22 protein-coding genes are annotated in these 23133 nt (G+C 39.0%); 12 read left to right on the top strand and 10 right to left on the bottom strand.

Features of this window, described 5'->3' with window-relative positions:
- Window positions 1-4 precede the first annotated feature (4 nt).
- A complete protein-coding gene (locus FFU37_RS02805) occupies window positions 5-622 on the bottom strand; it encodes a sigma-E factor negative regulatory protein (protein ID WP_138488667.1) in 618 nt (205 codons plus the stop codon).
- Window position 623: 1 nt separating this feature from the next.
- Window positions 624-1205 (bottom strand): RNA polymerase sigma factor RpoE, encoded by a 582-nt coding sequence (gene rpoE / locus FFU37_RS02800; RefSeq protein WP_002958721.1) that lies wholly within the window; start codon window positions 1203-1205, stop codon window positions 624-626.
- 245 nt (window positions 1206-1450) lie between these two features.
- On the opposite strand from rpoE, the gene nadB reads away from it, so the two are divergent.
- Complete coding sequence (gene nadB, locus FFU37_RS02795) at window positions 1451-3061, top strand: L-aspartate oxidase (RefSeq protein WP_138488666.1); 1611 nt, start codon at window positions 1451-1453, stop codon at window positions 3059-3061.
- On the opposite strand, the gene FFU37_RS20360 is transcribed toward nadB, so the two are convergent.
- Together FFU37_RS20360 and FFU37_RS02785 are read right to left on the bottom strand one after the other, a co-directional pair.
- Window positions 3036-3392 (bottom strand): hypothetical protein, encoded by a 357-nt coding sequence (locus FFU37_RS20360; protein ID WP_039484806.1) that lies wholly within the window; start codon window positions 3390-3392, stop codon window positions 3036-3038. The genes nadB and FFU37_RS20360 overlap by 26 nt on opposite strands.
- Before the next feature lie 55 nt (window positions 3393-3447).
- On the bottom strand, window positions 3448-3699 hold the full coding sequence (locus FFU37_RS02785) for an FAD assembly factor SdhE (protein ID WP_002958724.1): 252 nt from the start codon (window positions 3697-3699) through the stop codon (window positions 3448-3450).
- Between the two features lie 164 nt (window positions 3700-3863).
- Between FFU37_RS02785 and ygfZ the strand changes: the two genes are divergently transcribed.
- Both ygfZ and FFU37_RS02775 read left to right on the top strand, forming a co-directional pair.
- On the top strand, window positions 3864-4775 hold the full coding sequence (gene ygfZ, locus FFU37_RS02780) for a CAF17-like 4Fe-4S cluster assembly/insertion protein YgfZ (RefSeq protein WP_002958725.1): 912 nt from the start codon (window positions 3864-3866) through the stop codon (window positions 4773-4775).
- 12 nt (window positions 4776-4787) lie between these two features.
- Window positions 4788-5273, top strand: a complete 486-nt coding sequence (locus tag FFU37_RS02775; protein ID WP_002958726.1) for an FKBP-type peptidyl-prolyl cis-trans isomerase — start codon at window positions 4788-4790, stop codon at window positions 5271-5273.
- Window positions 5274-5315: 42 nt separating this feature from the next.
- Here the strand turns inward: FFU37_RS02775 and FFU37_RS02770 are convergent, their stop codons facing one another.
- From FFU37_RS02770 to FFU37_RS02760, 3 genes are read right to left on the bottom strand one after another with little or no spacing between them, the layout of a single operon-like run.
- Window positions 5316-5798, bottom strand: a complete 483-nt coding sequence (locus FFU37_RS02770; RefSeq protein WP_138488665.1) for a hypothetical protein — start codon at window positions 5796-5798, stop codon at window positions 5316-5318.
- Between the two features lie 25 nt (window positions 5799-5823).
- On the bottom strand, window positions 5824-6636 hold the full coding sequence (locus FFU37_RS02765) for a DUF481 domain-containing protein (RefSeq protein WP_024597159.1): 813 nt from the start codon (window positions 6634-6636) through the stop codon (window positions 5824-5826).
- A gap of 42 nt (window positions 6637-6678) precedes the next feature.
- Entirely contained in the window at window positions 6679-6999 is a 321-nt protein-coding gene (locus tag FFU37_RS02760) for an HI1450 family dsDNA-mimic protein (protein WP_002958729.1), read from the bottom strand.
- A 367-nt stretch (window positions 7000-7366) separates the two neighbouring features.
- On the opposite strand from FFU37_RS02760, the gene FFU37_RS02755 reads away from it, so the two are divergent.
- The 7 genes from FFU37_RS02755 to FFU37_RS02725 all read left to right on the top strand — a co-directional run bounded on the left by FFU37_RS02755 (window position 7367) and on the right by FFU37_RS02725 (window position 15193).
- On the top strand, window positions 7367-8158 hold the full coding sequence (locus tag FFU37_RS02755; RefSeq protein WP_138488664.1) for a crotonase/enoyl-CoA hydratase family protein: 792 nt from the start codon (window positions 7367-7369) through the stop codon (window positions 8156-8158).
- Between the two features lie 71 nt (window positions 8159-8229).
- Window positions 8230-8583, top strand: a complete 354-nt coding sequence (locus FFU37_RS02750) for a CidA/LrgA family protein (RefSeq protein ID WP_002958731.1) — start codon at window positions 8230-8232, stop codon at window positions 8581-8583.
- Entirely contained in the window at window positions 8576-9319 is a 744-nt protein-coding gene (locus FFU37_RS02745) for an LrgB family protein (RefSeq protein ID WP_138488663.1), read from the top strand. The genes FFU37_RS02750 and FFU37_RS02745 overlap by 8 nt, the downstream gene beginning before the upstream one ends.
- A gap of 38 nt (window positions 9320-9357) precedes the next feature.
- Entirely contained in the window at window positions 9358-10194 is an 837-nt protein-coding gene (locus FFU37_RS02740; RefSeq protein ID WP_138488662.1) for a mechanosensitive ion channel family protein, read from the top strand.
- Between the two features lie 169 nt (window positions 10195-10363).
- On the top strand, window positions 10364-13618 hold the full coding sequence (locus FFU37_RS02735) for an nSTAND1 domain-containing NTPase (RefSeq protein WP_138489997.1): 3255 nt from the start codon (window positions 10364-10366) through the stop codon (window positions 13616-13618).
- Between the two features lie 20 nt (window positions 13619-13638).
- Complete coding sequence (locus FFU37_RS02730) at window positions 13639-14019, top strand: DP-EP family protein (RefSeq protein ID WP_039484816.1); 381 nt, start codon at window positions 13639-13641, stop codon at window positions 14017-14019.
- A gap of 184 nt (window positions 14020-14203) precedes the next feature.
- Window positions 14204-15193: a sensor domain-containing diguanylate cyclase gene (locus FFU37_RS02725; RefSeq protein ID WP_002958738.1), complete on the top strand. Its 990-nt coding sequence runs from the start codon at window positions 14204-14206 to the stop codon at window positions 15191-15193.
- 78 nt (window positions 15194-15271) lie between these two features.
- Here the strand turns inward: FFU37_RS02725 and FFU37_RS02720 are convergent, their stop codons facing one another.
- Window positions 15272-15754, bottom strand: coding sequence for a winged helix-turn-helix transcriptional regulator (locus tag FFU37_RS02720; RefSeq protein WP_024596882.1), 483 nt, complete (start codon window positions 15752-15754; stop codon window positions 15272-15274).
- Window positions 15755-15922: 168 nt separating this feature from the next.
- On the opposite strand from FFU37_RS02720, the gene putA reads away from it, so the two are divergent.
- Both putA and FFU37_RS02710 read left to right on the top strand, forming a co-directional pair.
- Window positions 15923-19726: a bifunctional proline dehydrogenase/L-glutamate gamma-semialdehyde dehydrogenase PutA gene (gene putA / locus FFU37_RS02715; RefSeq protein ID WP_024596881.1), complete on the top strand. Its 3804-nt coding sequence runs from the start codon at window positions 15923-15925 to the stop codon at window positions 19724-19726.
- 118 nt (window positions 19727-19844) lie between these two features.
- Window positions 19845-21038: a cyclic di-GMP phosphodiesterase gene (locus FFU37_RS02710; protein WP_002958741.1), complete on the top strand. Its 1194-nt coding sequence runs from the start codon at window positions 19845-19847 to the stop codon at window positions 21036-21038.
- Window positions 21039-21091: 53 nt separating this feature from the next.
- Here FFU37_RS02710 and FFU37_RS02705 read toward each other — a convergent pair whose 3' ends face one another.
- Complete coding sequence (locus tag FFU37_RS02705; RefSeq protein WP_138488661.1) at window positions 21092-22150, bottom strand: general secretion pathway protein GspB; 1059 nt, start codon at window positions 22148-22150, stop codon at window positions 21092-21094.
- A gap of 11 nt (window positions 22151-22161) precedes the next feature.
- Window positions 22162-23079 (bottom strand): ExeA family protein, encoded by a 918-nt coding sequence (locus tag FFU37_RS02700; RefSeq protein WP_138488660.1) that lies wholly within the window; start codon window positions 23077-23079, stop codon window positions 22162-22164.
- Window positions 23080-23133 lie beyond the last annotated feature (54 nt).

Raw genomic sequence — 23133 nt, 5'->3', positions numbered from 1 at the left:
TTAATTAGTTTTTTTCCTCAGACGCTTTGGTATTAGTTTGCGCTGTTTCTAAAGAATTCGCAACTCGTGCTTGGCGTTGATGCTCAAGAACTAACGCACCGATACGCTGTTGCTGTAGTTCACGTAAACCTTGCTCAGCATTTTCAAGCGCAGGCTCAGACGAATAACTTACTGGCGAGGCCATACCTGCTAGCGGTGTGGTTTGCAGTAATGGAATTTCACTTTGCTGCTCATTGTTACTTTGAGGAAGCGTATTAACGCCCACAATAGCAAACATCGCTACACTTGCTGCAATAGCTAATTGAGCAACTGGTTTGCGCCAATTAAAAGCGACTACTTTATTATCTTGTACTGTTCCAGTGATTGCTTGAGGCTGTGTTTTTGACTGACTAAAGTCAGCATAAACAGGCTCGCTTTCTAGTGCTAATGCAACGCGATCGCTAATATCAATATGTATGTCGTTATTATTTTTTTGAGCACGCATCGCATCACCAATTAACGCATAACGGCCAAACGTAGTTACATCTTGCTCTGCAATTTTTGCATCATTTAGATGTTGCTCGCCATCAAGTAATGCCGATAACGCTTCGTTATCTAACTTGTTAAGGTGTGCTTTTGTCATACTAAGACTCGCCTATTAATGGGTTTAATTTGTTATCTATTGCTTCACGGGCACGAAATATACGCGAACGCACAGTCCCGACTGGGCAATCCATTACCACTGCTATTTCTTCATAGCTCATCCCTTCTATTTCTCTAAGGGTGATTGCGGTTTTAAGATCTTCAGGCAAACTATCAATCGTATTAAAAATAACAGCGCGTACTTCTTCGCTTAAAAGTAGGTTTTCAGGAGATGCATTCGATCGCATTGAATCTGCACAATCATAAAACTCGGCATCTTCAGCGTCTATATCATTTGCTGGCGGCTTACGCCCCTGGGCTACTAAGTAATTTTTAGCACAATTAACGGCAATACGGTATAACCACGTGTAAAAGGCGCTGTCACCTCTAAAGTTAGGAAGTGCACGGTAAGCTTTAATAAAAGCTTCTTGTGCTACATCAGCAATATCGCCTTGGTTAGATACATAACGTGAGATCAAACCTGCAATTTTGTTTTGATACTTCTTTACTAATAGGTTGAAGGCGTTTTTATCTCCTTGCTGGACCCTTTTTACTAGCACTAAATCTAATTCCTGCTCGCTCATTCGAGCCGGTACTCCTATGTCTGATTTTTGCTTGTTATTCATATTGTCGTCATTGTTCACAAATACTCTGACCTCTTTATGAATAAAAAGTTCTGCTTAATATTATTTTTTTATAAAATAGATGATAATAACGGCGCTAAGCCTTTAAAATCACTACGTAGTAGTATGACAAATATGATACAACTACAGATATTAAAAACAAATATTGCTCTATATGAGCATTGTAACCGCAAAGTACCTCTGACATGAACCAAAATAAACATCACATTGCAGATGTCGCTATTATAGGTAGCGGCGCAGCAGGCTTATCACTTGCATTATCTCTAGCTAATTATTGTAACGTTACCGTGATCAGTAAAGGAGCGCTTACCGAAGGTTCTACTTTATATGCCCAAGGCGGTATCGCTGCTGTATTTGATAAACAAAACGACAGCATAGAATCTCATGTTGAAGATACTCTCGATGCAGGCGGCGGTTTATGCGATAGAGACGCTGTTCATTATACCGCCAGCAATGCTCACGATTGCCTACAGTGGTTAATCGACCAAGGCGTACCCTTTGATATGGAGTTTGATAGCAAAGGAAAAGAGCGTTTTCACTTAACACGTGAAGGTGGTCACAGCCATCGTCGTATTTTGCATGCAGCCGATGCAACAGGCAAAGCTGTGCAAACCACGCTTATTAGCCAAGTTAAAATTCATAAAAATATAACACTTTTAGAGCAATACAACGCCATTGATTTAATCACAGATAAAAGCGCCGGAAAAAAAGGCTCACACATTGAAGGCATGTATGTGTGGAACAAAAAAGCTAAAAAGGTAGAAACCATTTCAGCTAAATTTGTTGCTCTTGCCACTGGTGGCGCAAGCAAAGTGTATTTGTATACTTCTAATCCAGATGTATCAAGTGGTGATGGTATTGCAATGGCATGGCGCGCAGGCTGTAAAGTTGCCAATATGGAATTTAATCAATTTCATCCAACAAGCCTTTATCATCCAGAGCTACAAAACTTTTTAATTACAGAAGCTATGCGCGGTGAAGGGGCTTATTTAAAACGACCTGATGGCACTCGTTTTATGAAAGACTTTGACAGCCGTGAAGAACTCGCTCCACGCGATATAGTGGCACGCGCAATCGATTTTGAAATGAAGCGCTTAGGTGCTAATTGTGTTTATTTAGATATTAGCCACAAAGATAAAGACTTTATTATTGAGCACTTTCCTACTATTTACGCAAAATGCCTAAGTGTAGGGCTTGATATAACAAAAGAAGCAATCCCTGTTGTACCTGCTGCGCATTACACTTGTGGTGGCGTAATGACCGACTTTAACGGTAAAACAGATCTCGATAACTTATATGCTGTTGGCGAAGTTGCTTACACAGGCTTACATGGTGCAAACCGTATGGCAAGTAATTCACTATTAGAGTGCATTGTATTTGCCCACGCTGCAGCTAAAGATATTTTAAGTAAAATTGAACATGCACCAGAGCCGATGGCGCTTCCTCATTGGGATGAGAGCCGTGTTAGTAACTCAGATGAAGAAATTGTTATTACCCATAACTGGCATGAACTACGTTTATTTATGTGGGATTATGTAGGTATTGTACGCTCTACTAAACGCTTAGAACGAGCACTGCATAGAGTTGAGTTGCTACAGCAAGAAATACACGATTACTATGCAAACTTTAGAGTAAGTAACAACTTACTTGAGCTTCGTAATTTAGTGCAAGTATCAGAGCTAATTATTAGAAGTGCTATGGAGCGAAAAGAAAGCAGAGGCTTGCATTACACTATTGATTACCCTGAACAAAGTGAAAACCCAACGCCGACTATTTTGACTCCAAAACGCAATTAATTGCGCCGACAGTGGCACGTTTTAGACGCGCATAACTTTGCTCATTAACGCCATTGGCTGAAATTATAAGCCAATGGTTGTTACTAAAACCTTTAATATGAAGCCATATATTATTACCATAAAATCGGCTTTTGTTACTTATTTCACCCTGAATTTTTAAGCTCTCGCCCTCAAACCTAAATAACTTTGGTTCTAATATTATAATGCCCTCATGTGGGTGAATTGCTAATACTTTGCGCCACATTATCAAGCCAGCTAGTGCATTTAGTATTAAACAAAAAAGCATAGCTAATAGTGAATCTAAAAATAAACATAATATAAAACTGAGCATACAAAAAAAGACCACAATTGGTTTGTGGTCAGCTTTATTATTTGTAACCGTAAACCTATACACGAACTCGGTCTAAGATCAGCGAAACCATACCGTTTAACTGCTCGTCTTTACATTCTTCATGACCCATAAACCATGCAAATAAGTCAGGGTCTTCTTCTGTTAGCAAACGCTGAAAGATAGCCTGTTGCTCTGCGCTCAAAGAGTCGTATGCTTCTTCTACAAACGGCATAAACAAAACATCTAGCTCTAACATGCCACGACGACAAGCCCAACGAATACGTGCTTTACTATGAATTTCAACCATTTTAAACCTCATACTTAATTGACTCGAGTTTAACAAACACAAGCCTATTTAGCAGCTATTAATCTCTCATTAAATAATAAACCCGCGCCAATAAGCGCTTGTCTGTACCATACGTAACAACTGCGTTATTATGTCACTTCATTTATATTGCAAAGAAGGTTTTTATGTCGAGCGTTTATGCATGTCCGTTATCTCATCAACTTATTAGCCTCTGCGGTGCTGATAAATTATCTTATTTGCACGGACAAATCACTCAAGATCTAAATAAATTAACCAGCAGTAATTATTTGTGGGCTGGCCATTGCAGCGCCAAAGGTAAACTTTGGGGTGTATTTAAATTATTTTCTTACCAAGATAGTTACTACCTTGCGGGTAGCCAAGCTGAAGTTGAAAAATCATTAGCTGAACTTAAAAAATACGCTGTATTTGCAAAAGTTGATATTACTGAATGCTCAAAGCGTTTAATTGGTTTAATTGGTGATGATTTATCTGATGTACTGGCACAACTTGATATTAGCTTTGAAGGCGATGCAAGCGCGTGTGATTTTACTAATGGTAAAGCGCTAAAATTAGCTGATAACCGTGTTTTAATAATGGTTGATAACCAATTTAGCATGCCTGATAACGTATCCACACTTGATAACGAAGCCCCTTGGCAACAAGCAGCGATGCTTGCCGGTGAGCCTCAGCTAAGTGCAGATGCAATTGGCGAGTACGTTCCTCAAATGGTAAACCTACATGCTATTGGCGGTATAAGTTTCAAAAAAGGGTGTTATACCGGTCAAGAAACAGTAGCCCGTATGAAGTACCTTGGTAAAAATAAACGTGCAATGTATATCGTTTCAGGGCAAAGCGAAGGGATTCTTTCAGAGCCTGATTTAGAAACCCAATTAGGCGAAAATTGGCGCCGTGCAGGTAAACTTATTGCACAAAGCTTTGATGAGCAAACAAATAAATTAACAGGCCTCGTTGTGTTGCCAAACGATACTGATGTAACTCAGGTACTTCGTGCAAAACACACACCTCAGGTGGAGCTAAGCATTCTGCCTCTACCCTACTCTCTTGAAGATGAATAAATAGGAATGACTATGATCGTTGCGGCAAACAAAGTGGTAAAAATGCATTATTCAGTAATGGATAATGATGGCAATAGCATTGATAACTCGTTCGGTGGTGAGCCACTACACTTTATCATTGGCACAGGCTATTTAATTTCAGGCCTAGAAAATGCTTTGCTGGGCAAGCAACCAGGCGACACGCTTAGCGTAAAGGTTGAACCTGAAGAAGGTTACGGCGAGCGCCACGAAAACCTAATGCAAGCAGTACCTAAATCAATGTTTGAAGGTATGGAAATTGAAGTTGGCATGCAATTTCGTGCATCAACAGATGATGGTGACCAATCAGTAATGATCATCGATATCCAAGATGAAGAAGTGATTGTAGATGGTAATAACCCACTTGCAGGTATAACACTTAACTTTGATGTAGAAATACTCGAAGTACGTGATGCTACAGAAGATGAACTCACTCACGGCCACGTACATGGCGAAGGTGGGTGTGGCCACGACCACTAATGCACTGCTAAACAAATAAAAAAAGCGCCTAAGGCGCTTTTTTTATATCATATTGTTACGCTTAACCGTTTCAGCTTTTGGCTTACTAGGCAGCGCGATTGATACGTTTTTTTCTTTTAAAGCAGCTAGTAAAGCTTTTTGATCGTTGGTACCAACTCTATACAAGGTGCCATCTTTGAGCGTTAACTGTATTGCACTAAAGCCAGATACTGTATACACCCAACCATCATGAGTAATTCGCATACCAATACCGTGCCTGTAAGAGTTTTGAACTGCTTTTGCTTCTGCTACTTCGCTAAGCTCAATACTTTGCCCAGCAACGCCTGGACCAAACGCCCAGCTAATATTTTTATCATCTACTTTTACTGTTAGGCCATGGAACAAAAAGCCCACCAGCACTAAAATCCCAGTAAATATTATTAAAGGTCCATCAGCGCCTAACAAGTTCCACGCAAGCGCCACAAAACCGCCAATCCACGCTAATACAAAAAAGATAAACACCGCATACTGTTTATGCTGATACATAATATTCTCTAAATTAAATAAATACTTAAAAGCTGTATACCAATGTAGCACTCAGCTCTGAGTCAAACTTGAGTTTATCATCTTCGGGTTTTGAATTATAACGATACATGTAGGTAAATTTGAGTGATACCGCGCCAATCACTTGGCTTATCAGTGCGGTTTCCGATTTTAAGCGAGAATTAAGACCTGAAAGCGACTGCTCTATACTCACATCTTGATTAAAACGAGTACGCTTAGAGACCAAACGTTCCCACTGCATTGCAACACGTACTAAATAACCGGTTTTATCAATTTCATCTTCGCTCACATCCGAATCCTCATCGGCGACTGAACGGTATAAACCAGGTCCTATATCAATATCTACTTTGTTTTTAGAGCCTTGATATACACGCGCACCATAGCCTGTCGCCACCGTGCTTTTAAAATCAAGTCCACTAAACTCATCTTCTTCGTAATCACCGTAAATAAAAAATGAGGAGTTTTTAACACCTACTTTATAGTTACCTTGCGCTGATACAAAAATACGATTAGCTGTAACATCAGTGCCACCGCTTTCATCGTTCTCATCACGCTTATAAAGAGAGTCTATTTTAAATTGGTTACGCCACTTTTCAAAATCTTGGTATAAATTACCTTTGAGCTTAAAACTGGTCGAATTGGTGTTACCTTTACTTAGAATAAAACCAAATTCAGTATCACCGTAAAGCATATCACCTTTGTGTAACTCATGAATTTCTTCATCAGAGAGCTTGCCATATTCATGAAAATCTTCAAATGGATCAACAGCCCAACTTGGGCAGCTAATTATTAAAAAAATTAAAAATAAATACTTACGCACAACACTCTCTCTGCACACAATTATAAAAATAAGCGGTATTGCTTATTCACTCTCTTTCCATAAAATATGACAAAACGGAGCATCTTTATCACGACTAATCAAAATTTTAGCAAACAAAACATCATCATTTTCAAATTCTAAACCAACTAGCACCTGAATAAAGTGCTCTGGCTCAATCTCAAGGGCAACAAAATCTTGCCACTGATCGTCTGGCTCGTCTTCTTCGATAAAGCCTAGGTCTTCTCTAAACTCATTAAAGTCTTCAACATCTTTATCACTCAAGTTATTTGGCGCTAGCTCTAAAAAAATATCATAAGCTTGGTGAGTAGCTTCTTCTACCGTATATAAACGTGGACCCGACATATGTGCTTAACCTTAAGCTTTTAAGTTGCGCTATATTATCAAATCTCATCATCATTTTGATAAAAAAAAGCGTAAAACACTGACTTTTTTGTAACTGAGTCATGCTTTATTCAGCATACAGCTCAAACAATAAATAACAATTTAACTAACCCATTGAATATCAAGATTACTTTTTTAATTTAAGCTTAAAACAACAACGTAAAAAATTTTATTATCTCAAGTGCTAATTGTTTAGCTTTTTCTCATCTAAATCTAACCCTTTAAGACTACAGCTTTAGCAATAAATTCCATTTATTTAAAAAATACCGTCACTTTACTTAATTCTTATAACAACATAAGCTCAACTAACAGGTCAGAGGAGTGTGTAATGATAAAACTAGAAAAACAAAATGGCATTGCAACCGTCACGCTTAGCAGAGCAAAAAAACAAAACGCATTAAGCTTTGAAATGTTTGTAGAGCTAAACAAAGCCATTAAAAACATAAAAAGAGATCGCAGTATTCGTGCTGTAATAATAAAAGGCGATGGCGAGCATTTTTGTGCAGGCCTTGATATATCAGCCGTAATGGCGGCACCATTGAATATTATAAAATTATTGCTTAAATGGTTACCTGGCAATCAAAATTTAGCGCAAAAAGTAGTATTAGGCTGGCAGTCACTGAGTGTGCCCGTTATTGCACAAATTGATGGCAACTGTTTAGGCGGAGGATTACAAATAGCACTAGGTGCCGATTACAGGATTGTTCATATTGATGCCAAGCTTGCCATTATGGAAGCGCGTTGGGGCTTGTGCCCCGATATGGGCGCAAATGTAATGATGAGCGGTTTAGTTAAGCGTGACCAAGCCCTTTGGCTTGCAAGCCACGCAAACCTAATCACAGCACAACAAGCAAATGAGCTAGGTTTAGTTACTCAGCTTACCGATGATACTCAACAAGCCACGCAAAACATGCTCAATACATTACTTGAGCGCTCACCCGATACGCTTGCTGCTATTAAACGTGTTACACAACTTAGCTACAAACCAAACCAACGAAAAATACTCGCTAAAGAAACCTTTAGCCAAATTCGCTTATTGCTAAACCCAAACACTAAAAAAGCAATTGCTAAAGCAAAAGGAAAAGCGGATATAACCTACGCAAATACAAAGCACTGGTAGACTATTGCACAATGCATAAAAGAGTTTGATTTGTTAAAGTTAAGCTCTTATCTTTTCTGTGAGCCACTTTGATGAAATATCTGCTCAGTAGCGCTATTATTTTACTATGTTTAGCCTGCGCTAAACTCATTATGCACTTTATTGGTGGAAGCTTTCCTGCACCGTTACTCGCTATGGTTATTTTATTAGTTTTACTCTTGTCGGGTATTGTAAAAGAGCAACATATAAAACCATGCGCCTCCCCTATTTTAAATATTATGCCTATATTTTTCATTCCTGCTGGCGTGGGATTTATTGAGCATCTCGGTCTTATAAAATCGCACTGGGCATTTTTAGCATCAGTTGTGGTGCTTGTCCCTATAACTACCTTATTGCTTGTTAGCAGTGTAATTGCGTACTTTAAGGGAAGAGAAAATAATGACTAATTTTACTTTTTCCGCTATTTCAGAGCTACAGCCTAATTTATGGTGGCTAAGTATTCCTTTTATTATTGTATTATTTTTAGCACTAAGGGCCGTAAACCAAAGTATAAAAAACAGCGTATTTAAATCGCTCACCAACCCCGTATTTTTAAGTATTAGTATTATCGCTTTACTACTCGTTAATCTAAATTTGCCTTATACGCAATTTGCCACGCACAGCAAATTACTAAGCTGGTTATTAGAGCCCGCAATTGTGGCTCTAGCGCTTCCTTTATATCAGCAGTTTACACACGTACGAAAAAATCTATTACTTATAGTCGCAACATGTAGCTTAGGCATAGTTAACGCAACCGTTGTGGCATTTTTGCTAAGCATATTATTTAATGCCCCAGCGCAGCTAAGTGCATCGGTTGCCGCACTCAGTGTCACTACACCTATATCTTTAATCGTCACTGATTCATTAGGTGGAATCAGTTCACTTGCTGCAGCTTTAGTTATTTTTATTGGTTTACTAGGCGCTTTATTTGGTTTTATGCTTTTTAAACTCGTTAATATTTTTAATCACGAATCTCAAGGCGTTGCCATGGGCACAGCTTGTCATGCAATTGGGACTGCCGCTGCTATTGCCGAGCATCCAAAAGTTGGCGCTTACTCATCGGTTGCAATGGCACTAAGTGCTTTATTAACAGCGATTATAGTGCCGCTGTTATATCCATTTTTAGTCAACATTTTGCTATAGTTGGAAAAATACAACATAGCCCTAACATAGAGCGCTTTATGATCAGTTCTGAAATCGAACAGTTTGAAAAATATTACACCATGCTTACTGAGTATATGGTTACCTACAGTATGCAAATTGTTGGCGCTATTTTTATCGTCCTCATTGGTTTGTGGATAGCACAAAAGCTTGCCAAATTTGTAGCCGCGTTAATGACCCGCCATAACGTTGATATTACGCTCACAAACTTTGTCAGTAGCGTGGTAAAAGTACTGCTAATTGTAATGGTTATAATTATTGCACTTGGCAAAATAGGTATCAGCGTTACGCCATTTGTCGCAGCCATTGGTGCTGCATCTTTAGGTGCAGGTTTAGCGCTGCAAGGAATGCTTTCTAATTATGGTGCAGGCCTTGCCATTATAGCCACTCGACCTTTTGTTGTTGGTGATACTATTGAAGTTAAAAATGTAAGCGGCCAAGTTAAAACAATTGAGCTTGGCTACACTATTTTAATCAATGAAGAAAAAGTAGAAATCACCATTCCAAATAAGCACATAGTGGGTGAAATACTTCATAACTCATTTAGTTACTCATTGGTCAAAGGTGAAATAGATATAGCTTATAGTGCATGCTCTGATAACGCGATTAGTCTTATTGAAGAGGTACTTAAAGCGCACAAACTGGTCGCACAAAACCCATTATCGCAGGTCGGTATTGAACGTTTTGCCGATAGCGGTGTTACAATCAGCTACAGATATTGGGTGCCTACTACTAAAATTATCGAAACCAAACTGGCTATTAACGGCGGTGTTTATAAAGCAATTAATAACGCTGATATTGAAATTCCATTCCCTCAACGCGTCATTACAATTAACAAAGCCGACCTAGAAAGCTAATTTATTTTTATTTTGAGCTTGCATATCTGCAAGCTCATCCTTTACTACCCCCCCTCTGCTCAGAATAAACTCAAATAGTTGTGTTATAGATTTATTTGCCATATAAATAGTGTTAATAAATATCAATACGCACTTAATTTTAATAATAAAAAAACAATAATGAGTAATGATGATGCGCAACCCCTTCTACCTAGGCGATTGGCAAGTAACACCTTCAACTAACTCAATTCAACTCACTGGTAAAGCCAAACAGTTAGAGCCCAAAGCGATGGAAGTTTTATTGCATTTGTGTCAACAAAATGGCGACATTGTAAGCAGCGATGAATTGCTCAATAAATGCTGGAAAAATACTGATATTGGCGATAATCCATTACATAAAACTATCACTCAGCTAAGAAAAGCGCTCGGTGATAAAGCCAATGAACCACATTACATTGAAACTATCCGTAAACGTGGCTACCGCATTATTGCAAAATTATCTTTTCCGTTAGCAGATCCTATCCCAAGCACTAAGAGTACATGGCAGGGAGGATCCCCTTTCTTAGGCCTGCGTGCATATAACCCAAATGATACCCACGTTTTTTTTGGCCGTACCCAATCTATAGCTACCCTGCTGGAAAGGATATCTAGCCAGGTAAATTACGGTCGTGCTTTTTGCTTAATACTTGGCCCTAGTGGTACAGGTAAATCCTCGCTTGTTAATGCTGGAATTTTACCAAAACTGCTAGATGAGCGAGGCTATAACGGCATCGGGGTTATTTCCTACACCCAGATCGACTTTGCAGATGTGCATAAAAATAGACTTTTTCTAGACTTAGCTTCTGCATTACTTGATTGGGATATAAACGACCAGCCTCTGTTTGAAGGATTAAGCGCGCAAACACTTGCAGAGCAACTAGAATTGGCAATAGATGGCGTAATTAACGCCATACAAGCTGCACTTAGTAAAGCCTCTACACAACTTAAAACACCCCAGTTATTTTTATTTATTGACCGCTTAGAAGTACTGCTTTCTTCTCCTATATTTAGTAGCGAAACACGCAGCCATTTTTTATCGGTTATTGAACGCTTAGCAATCTCTAAAGCTGTGATTGTATTTAGTGCGTGTCGTAACGACTTTTATCCTTTAGTGGTTGAACAACCAAGTTTAATGGCAGGCAAAGCTCATGGCGCGCACTACGATTTAACACCGCCAAACCGCCAAGAACTCCAACAAATTATTCGCCTGCCAGCGTTAACTGCTAATTTAACGTTCTCCAATGACCCGCAAACCCAAACACCACTGGATGAAATATTGTGCGCCGATACCGCCAATAACCCCGATGCATTACCCATGCTGCAATACACATTGCAAGAGCTGTACTTACAGCGCAGTGATAATAACGAGCTACTGCACAGTGTTTACACAAAACTCGGGGGTATTGAGGGCGCCATAGGCAAAAAAGCAGAAGATATATTTATTGACCTTAGTAATGAGCAACAGCAGCAACTAAAAAGCGTATTATCACAACTGATCACTTTAAACCCAGATGGTAAAACCATTACGAGCCGCGCTGCCCGCTGGCAAACATTAACCAACACAAGCCAAAAAGAGCTTGTGCAAGCCATGGTCGATAGCCGTTTATTTGTATCGCATTTACAAAACCAAGAAGCCTGTTTTAGTCTTGCTCACGAGGCATTATTGCGTCAATGGCCGCGCGCAAAACAATGGATTAATGACCACAAAGATGCCTTAGCAATAAAAAGTCGTTTACAACATCAAGCACAAAATTGGGTAGATGAAGATAAAAGTAGTGCTTACCTCCTAGCGCCAGGTAAACCGCTACAAGAAGCGCAGCTATTACTTAACGACAAGCTGTTTAAATTAGATGATAACGAGCATGCTCTTATCAAAAGCTCTGTAAAAAAAACAAAAACAAAAATAAGAGCAAAACGAGTGACCGTTGCTTTATTGTGCTTACTTACATTTACCGCGTTATTAATGAGCTTCACTAGTTTTAAAGCCCAACAGCATGCGCAAAAAAAGCAGCTTGAGGCCGAAAGCTTACTAGGGTTTATGGTCGGCGACTTTGCCGATAAATTACGTAGCGTTGAACGTATGGACTTACTTGATGGTATTAGTAATAAAGCACTTGAGTATTTTACTGATCAAACTGACGATTCAAGTTCACTTTTTAGCTTTAGCGATAATAAAGCACAATTTAACAACCGTTTTCAGTACGCACAAACCCTCGAAGCAATGGGTGAAGTAGCTTATTCGCGCGGCAAAACCGATGAAGCCTTTACCGCCTTTGAAAACGCCCGCACCCGCCTTGAGGCATTATTAAAAATACAGCCTAACAACTTAGAGCTACTAACGCTTGCAGGCGCCAATGCCTTTTGGCTAGGTCAATTAGCTTATGATCAAAATGATCATCAAGCTACTGAGCAAATGTTTAAAAAATACCACGCTTACAGTAAAAAAATGTATGCGCTGGCAGCCAATGATTTTAACTCCATTATGGAATTATCGTATTCATCTAATTCTTTAGGTTCTTTATACATAGAAAAATCCAACTACAGCGCTGCAAAAAAGAACTTTGCAGAGTCACTTTTACTTAAAAATAAAGCGCTTAAACTGAAACCTAATAACAAAGATTTACTTCGAGATAAATCCGATACGATTAGTTGGCTTGCAAAAACAGAAGAGAAGCTAAGTAACTTTAATGAAGCAGTTAATATATTGGAAGGTGCAGTTGGCGTAATCACAAAATTGATTGCTGACTACCCTAGTGATGCAAGCCTTTTTTACACGTCAGCAAACCTATATATGCAACAAAGTTATTTACTGAGCTATTTGAGTGATAAACGGATGGCCCATAAAAAAGCCAGCTTGGCGAATCAAGTTATCAATGAAGCTTTAGTACAAGATCCAAAAAACAATAAATTTCAGCTTATGTATTATCGCTCTTTAGCACATTCACTAATGCTATCTACTGATGAAGCTACTGACTCAACAATTGAAAAAATAATTAATTTTTTAAAATCTCAAAATTTTAAAAATACCAGCACTATTAATACACAAATTACACTGATTCAATATTTTATAAATAGACAATCACCACTCAAAGCGCAGGAGTTATTAACTGAGCTTGAGAATAATGAAAACTACAAACATCAATTAGCCAACCTAACTAAAACTGGTGATTACTTAGTACATACAAGAATAAACTTAATCAAAGCAAACTTAGCTACAACTAATAAACAGCGAGAGCAATTTTGCTTAAGTGCTATCAAAGCTATTTCTGAAGCTGCAAAAATAAGTCAGAGCGTAAAAATAACATACCCACTAGTACAAGCTTATACCTGTTTAAACAGGGAAGACGAGATATCAGAAATAAAAACAAGCCTAGTTAAATTAGGCATTACGAACTTCCAACTATAATTACTCATAAAGGAAATGATATGAATAACACCCTAGAAAATGTCGACTTTCAAGTCAATATTAAACTTAACAACGGTAAAGCTATTTTTAGCTATACAAAAAATGGCGAACCCGCTACTGGCGGTGGTGTTGTAAGAACTGAAACCGCTGGCAACTACAATTTAGACGACGCCACAATTCAAAATGGTTTCGTATTTACTGGCGCTACTATCACCGATATCGACACACAAAAACCATGCGCCCAAGACTTCAGCTATAAAGTAAGTGACAACGGCCACACAATTATCATTACCGACACAGATGAAAATAATGGCTCTGTATGCTTAATCTTCAACGTTGAGTGTAATGGCAATAAATATGAAAGCGCTGATCCCCAAGTTAAGAATGAAAAAGAACTCTAATTAGTAATGCTTATTTTTAAATTGCACAGGCATATTAATTGCGGTGCAATTTATTTAAAAACGCCCCTTAAATAAACATAAATAACAACAACTTAAATCAGAAGGTTACCGAAAGGTTTAAAACCCATAAATTGAATAAACTGCTAGACATAAAGTTTCATTAACAATAAAAATGAGCAACACCATGTCTAACAATAATGAAAATAGCAGAGAAAACAACACCGACAGCGCTGTATCTGCATTAATCAGCAGCATTTCTAATACCGTTAACAATGAAAAAATAAGTGCAATTATTAATGTTACTAATGTCATGGCCGATGCTATTTTTATTGTTAATGCAGATGGGGTGTTTGAATCAGTAAATCCCGTAGCAGCACGTTTTTTCAATGTAACGTCTGATTCATTAATAGGTAAAAAATGGCAAGATTGTTTACAAGAACAGTATCGCGATGACTATAAATACATGTTTGAAAGTTGGAAAAACAACTATCAAACACCACTCAATCATGGTCCAAAAGAAGTTAAAATAAGAAAAAACAATGGTAACTGTTTAGATGTTGAGTTATCTATATCATGTTTACCCGAATCGGTAGTCGCAAGTACCCCACTTTTTATTTGTATAATGCATGATATTTCAAAGCACGTTAAAAAGTATAAAGTACTGGAAAACGTAGCCAAACTTGATCACCTCACTGGTATTGCTAATCGTTGTACTTTAGAAAAAACCATCATTAAAAATTGGCAAGAGTGCATAGTTAACAAGCAGCCTCTTAGCTTTATACTTATTGATATTGATTACTTTAAATTATTTAACGATAACTTTGGCCATGTAAAAGGTGATAAGTGCCTTCAAAAAGTCGCTCGTACAATTGAAGAGTGCTTACCATCTAAAGACAGTTTAGTAGCACGCTATGGTGGTGAGGAGTTTGCTGTTGTGCTGCCTCGTTCGCACATTTCAAATGCACAAATGATTGCTAAGCGTATTCAAGAAAAAATACTCAACATTAATTTTAGAGATCTCGGTTTACCAGCGAATGTAAAAATAAGTGTAAGCCAGGGTTTAGCGTGTGAATACGATAATCAATACAGAACATCTGAGGCATTAATATGCGCGGCGGATACGGCCTTATACAGAGCGAAGTCGGAAGGTCGTAATAAATTGTGTATAAGGTGATGTACTAACTATTTGGTATAGCTTTTCTCAAGTAATAAAAAAACCGCAATTGCGGTTTTTTTATTACTTGAGAAAAGCTTAAATATCGATTAGCAATCCTTCGTCCTTTTTAATCTTTTCGATCACCATATAAGTATGATGAGTACCCACGCCGGGAATATCTACTAAGTCGCCAAGAACTTGTCTGTATTCTTCCATATTAGAAACGCGAATTTTTAATAAGTAATCATAACCACCAGCAACCATGTCACATTCGACTACTTGTTCTATCCTTAATATGTGCTCTCTAAATACTTTAAATACAGCTGTATTTGAAGCAACAAGCGATACTTGAACATGCGCTACTAAGCTCTGATTAAGTTTAGCTTCGCTAAGCTTGGCATAATAGCCTTCAATATACCCTTCTTGCTCTAATCGTTTAACACGATCTAGGCACGGGCTGGCACTCAAATTAACCTGTTTTGCGAGGTTAACATTAGAAATTCTGCCGTTCTTTTGAAGAACGTCTAGTATGGCTAAATCAATACGATCTAGCATGCGTAATCTATTTGGAATTGTCATAACAGAATTTTATGCGGATAAGTTAAATTTATACCCTGTAAATTATCGTAAATCGCGAAATTTAACCAGCATATTCTGCTGAATTTTAATTAGAATGCACTCACAATATCACTGGTAATTTATTGGTAATTAATTTTACTTTAATTCTTAACATCCTGAGGGTTGCTTATGTTATTCAACGGCGATTTAACTACTACTTGTCCTATCAGACAAAGAATCCGTGACTTTTACCGCATAGATGAAAATGCAGTTATTGATCATATTTTACCACTTGCAGAAGTAGGCGTAAAAGCACGAAGTCGTGCCTGGGAAAGAGCCCGCCAGATTGTTTTGAACATTCGTAAAGAGCAAGATGGGCAAGGCGGTGTTGATGCGCTTTTAAATGAATTTTCACTCTCTAGTGAAGAAGGCGTTGTATTAATGTGTTTGGCCGAAGCACTGCTTCGCGTACCAGATAAAGCAACTCAAGATGTACTTATTCGTGACAAGTTAGCCAAAGGTGATTGGAGCTCTCATTTAGGAAGCAGCGATTCTTTATTTGTAAACGCGTCTTCTTGGGGATTATTAGTTACCGGTAAAATGGTTAACTACACAGACAAAACTAAAGAACAACAGTTCGGCATGCTTAAAAAGACCATTGGTCGTTTAGGTGAGCCAGTTATTCGTAAGTCTGTAAACTTTGCTATGAAAATTATGGGCAAGCAATTCGTAATGGGTCGTACCATTGACGAAGCAATTGAACGTGCTGCCGAAACAGAGCAAAAAGGTTATGTGTATTCTTACGATATGCTAGGCGAAGGCGCGCGCACAATGAAAGATGCGAAGCGTTACTTTGACAGCTACATGAATGCTATACACTCAATTGGTAAAGCGGCCAATGGTCGTGGTCCAATTAAGAGCCCTGGCATTTCAGTTAAGCTTTCTGCTATTCATCCGCGCTATGAGTTCACTCATAAAGACCGTGTGATGGAAGAAATAGTCCCTAAGTTAAAAGAACTTGCTCTTGCCGCTAAAAAATACGATATCGGCTTTACCGTTGATGCAGAAGAAGCAGACCGTTTAGATATTTCATTAGATGTAATTGAAGCGGTATTCAGTGATGAAGATCTTGGTGATTGGCAAGGGTTTGGCTTAGCGGTTCAAGCCTATCAAAAACGCGCTATTTTTGTAATTGAATGGCTAACTGACCTTGCAACCCGCGTTGGGCGCAAGATGATGGTACGTCTAGTAAAAGGCGCATACTGGGATACTGAAATCAAAACCACACAGCAAGATGGTTTAGATCATTACCCAGTATTTACCCGTAAAGCAACAACAGACGTTTCTTACAAAGCGTGTGCTATTAAAATGCTTGAAGCGCGCGATGTGCTTTATCCGCAATTTGCTACACATAACGCTTACACTGCCGCGACTATTTTAGAAGTAGCAAAAGGCGACAACACAGGTTTCGAATTTCAGCGTTTGCACGGTATGGGTGAGTCATTATTCGACCAAATCGTTAACGAAGAGAAAATTCAGTGCCGCGTATATGCCCCAGTTGGTCAACACGAAGACCTCCTTGCGTACCTTGTTCGTCGTTTATTAGAAAATGGTGCTAACTCATCATTTGTAAACGCCATTGTAGATACAACAAAACCTGTTGAATCATTACTTCCAGACCCTGTAGAAACATTGCAAGGATTGCGTAACAAGTACAATACGCAAATCAAAATGCCAATTGATTTATACGGTGAAGAACGTGCTAACTCTAAAGGCATGGATTTAACCGACATTAACGTTATTACCCCTTTCAAAGAGAATCTTGAAACATGGTTTAACGAGCACTTAATTGAGCAAAGCCAAGTACCTGAAGGCTCATTAGCTGTTAAAAACCCAGCAAATCACAAAGAAATCATCGGCCACGTTAAATTGCAAACTGGCGAAGAGATGAAAGTATTACTAGCTAACGCAGAAGCCGCACTTGAATCCTGGTCACAAACACCAGTAAGAGAGCGAGCTAACTTACTGCGTCGCGTTGCTGACATTTTAGAGCGTCATCACGACGAACTTGTTGCCATTTGTATTAAAGAAGCAGGTAAAGTAGCTCAAGATGGTATTGATGAAGTACGTGAAGCGGTTGATTTTTGCCGTTACTACGCGGCGCGCGCTGAGGAGCTATCGCAAGATGAGCGTTTTGAAGCCCGTGGCGTTATTTTATGTATTAGCCCGTGGAACTTCCCGCTTGCAATATTCTTAGGCCAAGTTGCCGCTGCGATTGTTACAGGTAACACTGTAATTGCAAAGCCTGCTGAGCAAACAAGTTTAATCGCCCTTCGTGCTATTGAACTAATGCTGTCTGTTGGTTTACCTGAGCATGTTGTTCAACCGGTTATTGCTCGTGGTTCTGAAGTAGGCAAAACAATTGTTCCTGATGAACGCATTCAAGCGGTTATGTTTACAGGCTCTACTGAAACAGGCACATTAATTTCTCAAACACTTGCTGCACGTAACGATATTCAAGTACCGTTAATTGCAGAAACAGGTGGCCAAAACTGTATGATTGTTGACTCAACGGCGCTTCCTGAGCAAGTAGTTGACGATGTGATCAGTTCTGGTTTTCAAAGTGCTGGGCAACGTTGTTCTGCTCTTCGTGTTTTATTCATTCAAGATGACGTAGCAGATGGCATTATCGAAATGCTTAAAGGTGCCCTAGCTGAGCTACACATTGGCGACCCATCGTTACTATCAACTGATGTTGGTCCGGTAATTGATGAAAAAGCACTTAAAAACTTAAACGAGCACGTTGAGTACTTAAAAGGTAATTCTATACTTCATTACGAGTGTAAAATCCCGGATAACACTCAAAATGGCGCATACTTTTTTGCACCTCGTTTATACGAAATCAAAGATTTATCAGTACTTAAGCGTGAAGTATTTGGCCCATGTGTTCATATTGTTCGCTTTAAATCAAGCGAACTTGATGATGTGATGGATCAAATTAATAACACAGGTTATGGCTTAACAATGGGTGTACATTCACGTATTGAAGAGCGCTGTGAGTACCTTGCTAAAATGTCACGTGCAGGTAATGTTTACATTAACCGAAACATGATTGGTGCTATTGTTGGTGTGCAACCATTTGGTGGCCGTGGTTTATCAGGTACTGGCCCTAAAGCCGGTGGCCCTAACTACCTTCAACGTTTAGTAAAAGAAAAGGCATCACCAGATAACGTGCAAATGACAAACCTGACGCCAGATGAGCTTGATTTACACCACTATAGCGGTGCAAATGAGCAAGTTAAAAAGCTAATGGCTAACTCAATGCGCGATGAAAAAATCTGGCGTGCAACACCACTAAACGACCGTGTTTCAGCTGTGCGTCAGTTGCTTGCTAAAATCGCGACGGTAGAAATTATCGACGATTTAGCAGACGATTTAGCATTAACATTATCAGAAGCTCGTGCACAGCTTAACCGCCTTGAAAAGCACATGCGTAAATTTACTACCCTGCCAGGGCCAACGGGTGAGTCTAATACACTTCATCTAGAAGCGCGTGGTTGTGTAGTGTGTTATGCAGATAAGAGCACATCATTTAACTTCTGGGCATTGTCTATCATTACCGCTATTGCCGCAGGTAATACGGTAATTACTGTAGCGTCTGAGCTGTTTTACGATGAAGCTGTTGCCTTTAAAGATAAATTTATCTCTACAGGTGTTGCTGAAGGTGTTTTCCAAGTAGCTAAACCTAATCAGTTACAAGCTATCTTAGCTCACCCTCATTTAGCTGGTGCGGTAGTTGCCGCTCGCTCGTCTCGTTTAGGCTACTTCAGCCAACAGCTTGCACAGCGTAAAGGCGCAATTTTACCGGTAATTAGCTCTGAGTATTACGATACATTAATCAAGCGCTTAATTACTGAAAAAACAATTAGTATTGATACAACAGCATCAGGCGGTAATACCTCGCTAATGACGCTTGTTGAAGATGATGAATAATTAAGCTAATAGTTTTTCACTAAAAAATAAAATAAGGCACTGTAAAGTGCCTTTTTTATTTGGTCGTTACGTATAAGTTTGTTAGTTTAAAAGTAGATTAACAACTGAAGCCGTGAAATTGAAAACCATTCCTATTACTAAGTTAGTCCCAGGTATGTTTGTGCAAAGCGTTACCAAACAAACTGGCAGTATTAAAATTAAAAACCAAGGCTGGGTTAAAACTCAAGCTGGTATTAATAACCTAATAAAAGCAGGTATTTTAGAAGTAGAAATCGACCCAGATAAAACCCTCATTGATTCAGTCCCTGAAAAAGATCCTATCGCTACACCTACAACAAAAATAAAGCGTGATCCTTGGCAAAAAATAAACAGCGCTGAGCAAGAAATGGGAAAAGCAAAAAAGCTTTATGACGAAGCAAAAACACTGCAAATAAAAGCATTTAAAGATATAAAAGCTGGCCGTGATATAGATATAGCGCCGTTTAGAGAACTGGCAAGTGGTTTTATGGATTCTGTTTTTAGAAATCAAGATGCCCTAGCCTGCCTTACCCAAATGCGCCAAAAAGATGCCTACCTACTTGAGCACTCAATTAATGTATCAATATTAATGGGTATTTTTGCAAAACACTTAAATATAGAGAAAGATACTATTGTTGAGCTGACTACCGGCGCACTATTACACGACATTGGTAAAATAAAAATCCCTGATGAAGTGCTAAACAAACCTGGGCGCTTTACAGACGACGAATTTAAAATAATGAAAATGCATTCGCTTTTCAGTAAAGAGATATTAGAAGATTCTGGGTTAACAGGGATCGCGGTAGACATTGCAGGTATGCACCACGAAAGACTCGATGGTAAAGGCTACCCGTTTGGTAAAAAAGGTGACGAGATAAGTCAGTATGTGCGTATGGCGTCAATTGTAGATGTTTATGATGCACTTACCGCAGAACGTGTTTATAAAGCAGGCATGGAGCCAATAAAGGCGTTTAAAATATTAAAAGACGGGTGCCCAGATAGCTTTGATCCTGTGCTGCTTAATAAATTTATTCAATGTATTGGCATCCATCCGGTAGGAACGCTTGTAAGGTTATCGAGCCAAAGAGTAGGTTTGGTCACCGAGAGTAATCCGGGGGCACCACTAAAACCTGTCGTTAAAACATTTTACAGCGCTAAGCATAGCCGCTACACCGAAGTAAAAGATATTGATTTATCTAATAAAAAAACTGTAGACACTCTTGAGTCAGCGGTTAAACCTAAAGAATATAATATTGATTTAGAACGCTTTTATAAAAATTCAATATTATCCTAAGCACTATTGAGAGCTCGGTATTCTACCGAGCTCTCAACATGATAACTAAGCGCTTACTGCGGCCAGTCTTGCAAAGCTTTTAAGCTAAACTCATAACCATCAAAATCTAGCACACTTTGCTCAGGTGTAATTTCTGTGACTGTTAGAGCACCTATGCTTTCTCCTTCATGTAATTCTCGGCCATTTAGCTTGATCCAGCGTTTATCAGCACTCGATGAATATATATGCGCTTGATATTTAATACTAGGTAACATTGATTGCAAACCATCTGGTAGTAACTCTACAGGCTCAACACGTGATGACGTTTTTGACGCTTGAGTAACTTCATAATCTTGGTTTTTTTCGACATCTTGTATAGCTTGCGCAAATGCATTTTTAAGAGTTGTAGGCACGGCATCAAGCTCAGGGTCACTCGTCTGTTGGGATTGGGTGCTGCCATTAATTGGCTTACCCAATACTTTATATTTACTCATATCAAGTTGAGCCGATGCGGTATTTTGATTTTGCCCAAATACCGCAGTGTTTTGTGCATTGTTTGGATTGTTTGGATTGTAATTACTTTGTGGGTTAAACGCTGGCTGATTATAATTTTGAACAGGCATTACTTGTTGCATGTTTTGCTGATTATAACCTGCTGCGCTCGTGACCTGGCTCGACGGCATAGGAATATACTGACCATTTGGGGTTAATAACATTTGCTGTACACCATTGGGGGTTTGCACATGCACAAGTTGCCCTTCAATCGTTGCAGTATTTGTTGGAGCTACTTTAGCAGGCTCCAACTTAGCTACTTGCTGTTTTTCAGCTTCAGCTTCAGCTTCAGCATCTTCTTCTTTAACGTCTTTGTTAGGCGATGATTTTTCGCTTTCCACCACCTTAATTACAGCGGGTCCCGCTGCGTTTAATAAAGTTGTACTTTGAAACCACTTTCCGGCGGTAAAGCCACCCGCTACCGCAATAAAAGCAGCTAAGCTTGTACCAAATACTAATGCTAATCGTCTATAACGCTTAAGTGCTTGCTGTTGCTTTAACTGCTCAGATTGTAAGTCGTACTGTTCAGCACTCATATCTGATTGCTGCGACTGCTTTAGCGCATCTAATAAATAAGACATAACTTACCTAACTATAAAATAAATGAAAGACCAATGCCTACGGCAAATAAAGCAGCGAATGCAAGGCTATAGGGTACAAATGACGTTGCTTTGTTAGCTTCGTTAACCGGTACTACAAAGTCCATCGGTAATGACTCATGGGCTGATTTTTTTATTATATCGCTATCAACTATCAACTGCTGTTTTGCAAAAGTCCCAACTAAAGCACGCTCACAGACCAAGTTCATTAATCGTGGCACACCGCCAGTTAATTGATGAACAGCTTGCATGGCATCCATCGAAAAGATTCCTTTATCACACCCTGCAATATGTAACCGATGCTTTATGTAAGCGACTGTTTGGCCTTGCGTAAGTGGTAATAAATGGTAACGAGCCGTTATCCTCTGGGCAAGTTGCCTTAATTCGTTGCGCTTCAAAAGGTCTTGCAGCTCAGGTTGACCAACCAACACTATTTGTAATAATTTTTTATGATCGGTTTCTATATTTGTCAGCAAACGTAATTGCTCAAGCACGTTAGGGGCAAGTAATTGTGCTTCGTCGATAATAAGTATAGTGTGCCCGCCCGATTTATTATTAGTCTCTAAATGCTTTTTTATAATATCGGTAAGACTTTTAAGCGTCGCATTATTAACATCGTAACTAATATTGAGCTCATCACAAATACTGGCTAATAACTCCAGCTCTGAAAGCGCTGGGTTATGGATCATCGCTACTTGAGTGTTTTCAGGGAGCTGCTCTAACATACTGCGGGTAATAGTAGTTTTACCTGTACCTACTTCACCTGTTAATAATACAAAACCACCGTCTTCACCTAATCCATAGGTAAGGTGTGCTAAGGCTTCTTTATGTCGTTCACTTAAAAATAAGTAATGAGGGTTGGGCGAAATCGAAAAAGGTTTTTCGTTCAGGCCAAAATAGCTTAAATACACCGTGATGTTCCTTCGTAATTAAATCACGGCCTATAATGGCAAAAAAATGCGCTG

The organism is Pseudoalteromonas distincta, from assembly GCF_005877035.1.
Lineage (GTDB): Bacteria > Pseudomonadota > Gammaproteobacteria > Enterobacterales > Alteromonadaceae > Pseudoalteromonas > Pseudoalteromonas distincta.
This window is presented reverse-complemented; position numbering and strand designations above follow the sequence as displayed.

What these genes read in the sequence shown, in the direction of transcription:
- FFU37_RS02730 (WP_039484816.1), top strand. Translation starts at nt 13,639, where the DNA reads ATGAATAACACCCTAGAAAATGTCGACTTTCAAGTCAATATTAAACTT.
- FFU37_RS02785 (WP_002958724.1), bottom strand. Translation starts at nt 3,699, where the DNA reads ATGGTTGAAATTCATAGTAAAGCACGTATTCGTTGGGCTTGTCGTCGT.
- FFU37_RS02755 (WP_138488664.1), top strand. Translation starts at nt 7,367, where the DNA reads ATGATAAAACTAGAAAAACAAAATGGCATTGCAACCGTCACGCTTAGC.
- FFU37_RS02775 (WP_002958726.1), top strand. Translation starts at nt 4,788, where the DNA reads ATGATCGTTGCGGCAAACAAAGTGGTAAAAATGCATTATTCAGTAATG.
- FFU37_RS02740 (WP_138488662.1), top strand. Translation starts at nt 9,358, where the DNA reads ATGATCAGTTCTGAAATCGAACAGTTTGAAAAATATTACACCATGCTT.
- FFU37_RS02760 (WP_002958729.1), bottom strand. Translation starts at nt 6,999, where the DNA reads ATGTCGGGTCCACGTTTATATACGGTAGAAGAAGCTACTCACCAAGCT.
- FFU37_RS02745 (WP_138488663.1), top strand. Translation starts at nt 8,576, where the DNA reads ATGACTAATTTTACTTTTTCCGCTATTTCAGAGCTACAGCCTAATTTA.
- FFU37_RS02725 (WP_002958738.1), top strand. Translation starts at nt 14,204, where the DNA reads ATGTCTAACAATAATGAAAATAGCAGAGAAAACAACACCGACAGCGCT.
- FFU37_RS02805 (WP_138488667.1), bottom strand. Translation starts at nt 622, where the DNA reads ATGACAAAAGCACACCTTAACAAGTTAGATAACGAAGCGTTATCGGCA.
- FFU37_RS02735 (WP_138489997.1), top strand. Translation starts at nt 10,364, where the DNA reads ATGATGCGCAACCCCTTCTACCTAGGCGATTGGCAAGTAACACCTTCA.
- FFU37_RS02720 (WP_024596882.1), bottom strand. Translation starts at nt 15,754, where the DNA reads ATGACAATTCCAAATAGATTACGCATGCTAGATCGTATTGATTTAGCC.
- rpoE (WP_002958721.1), bottom strand. Translation starts at nt 1,205, where the DNA reads ATGAGCGAGCAGGAATTAGATTTAGTGCTAGTAAAAAGGGTCCAGCAA.
- FFU37_RS02705 (WP_138488661.1), bottom strand. Translation starts at nt 22,150, where the DNA reads ATGTCTTATTTATTAGATGCGCTAAAGCAGTCGCAGCAATCAGATATG.
- ygfZ (WP_002958725.1), top strand. Translation starts at nt 3,864, where the DNA reads ATGTCGAGCGTTTATGCATGTCCGTTATCTCATCAACTTATTAGCCTC.
- nadB (WP_138488666.1), top strand. Translation starts at nt 1,451, where the DNA reads ATGAACCAAAATAAACATCACATTGCAGATGTCGCTATTATAGGTAGC.
- FFU37_RS20360 (WP_039484806.1), bottom strand. Translation starts at nt 3,392, where the DNA reads ATGCTCAGTTTTATATTATGTTTATTTTTAGATTCACTATTAGCTATG.
- FFU37_RS02750 (WP_002958731.1), top strand. Translation starts at nt 8,230, where the DNA reads ATGAAATATCTGCTCAGTAGCGCTATTATTTTACTATGTTTAGCCTGC.
- FFU37_RS02770 (WP_138488665.1), bottom strand. Translation starts at nt 5,798, where the DNA reads ATGTATCAGCATAAACAGTATGCGGTGTTTATCTTTTTTGTATTAGCG.
- putA (WP_024596881.1), top strand. Translation starts at nt 15,923, where the DNA reads ATGTTATTCAACGGCGATTTAACTACTACTTGTCCTATCAGACAAAGA.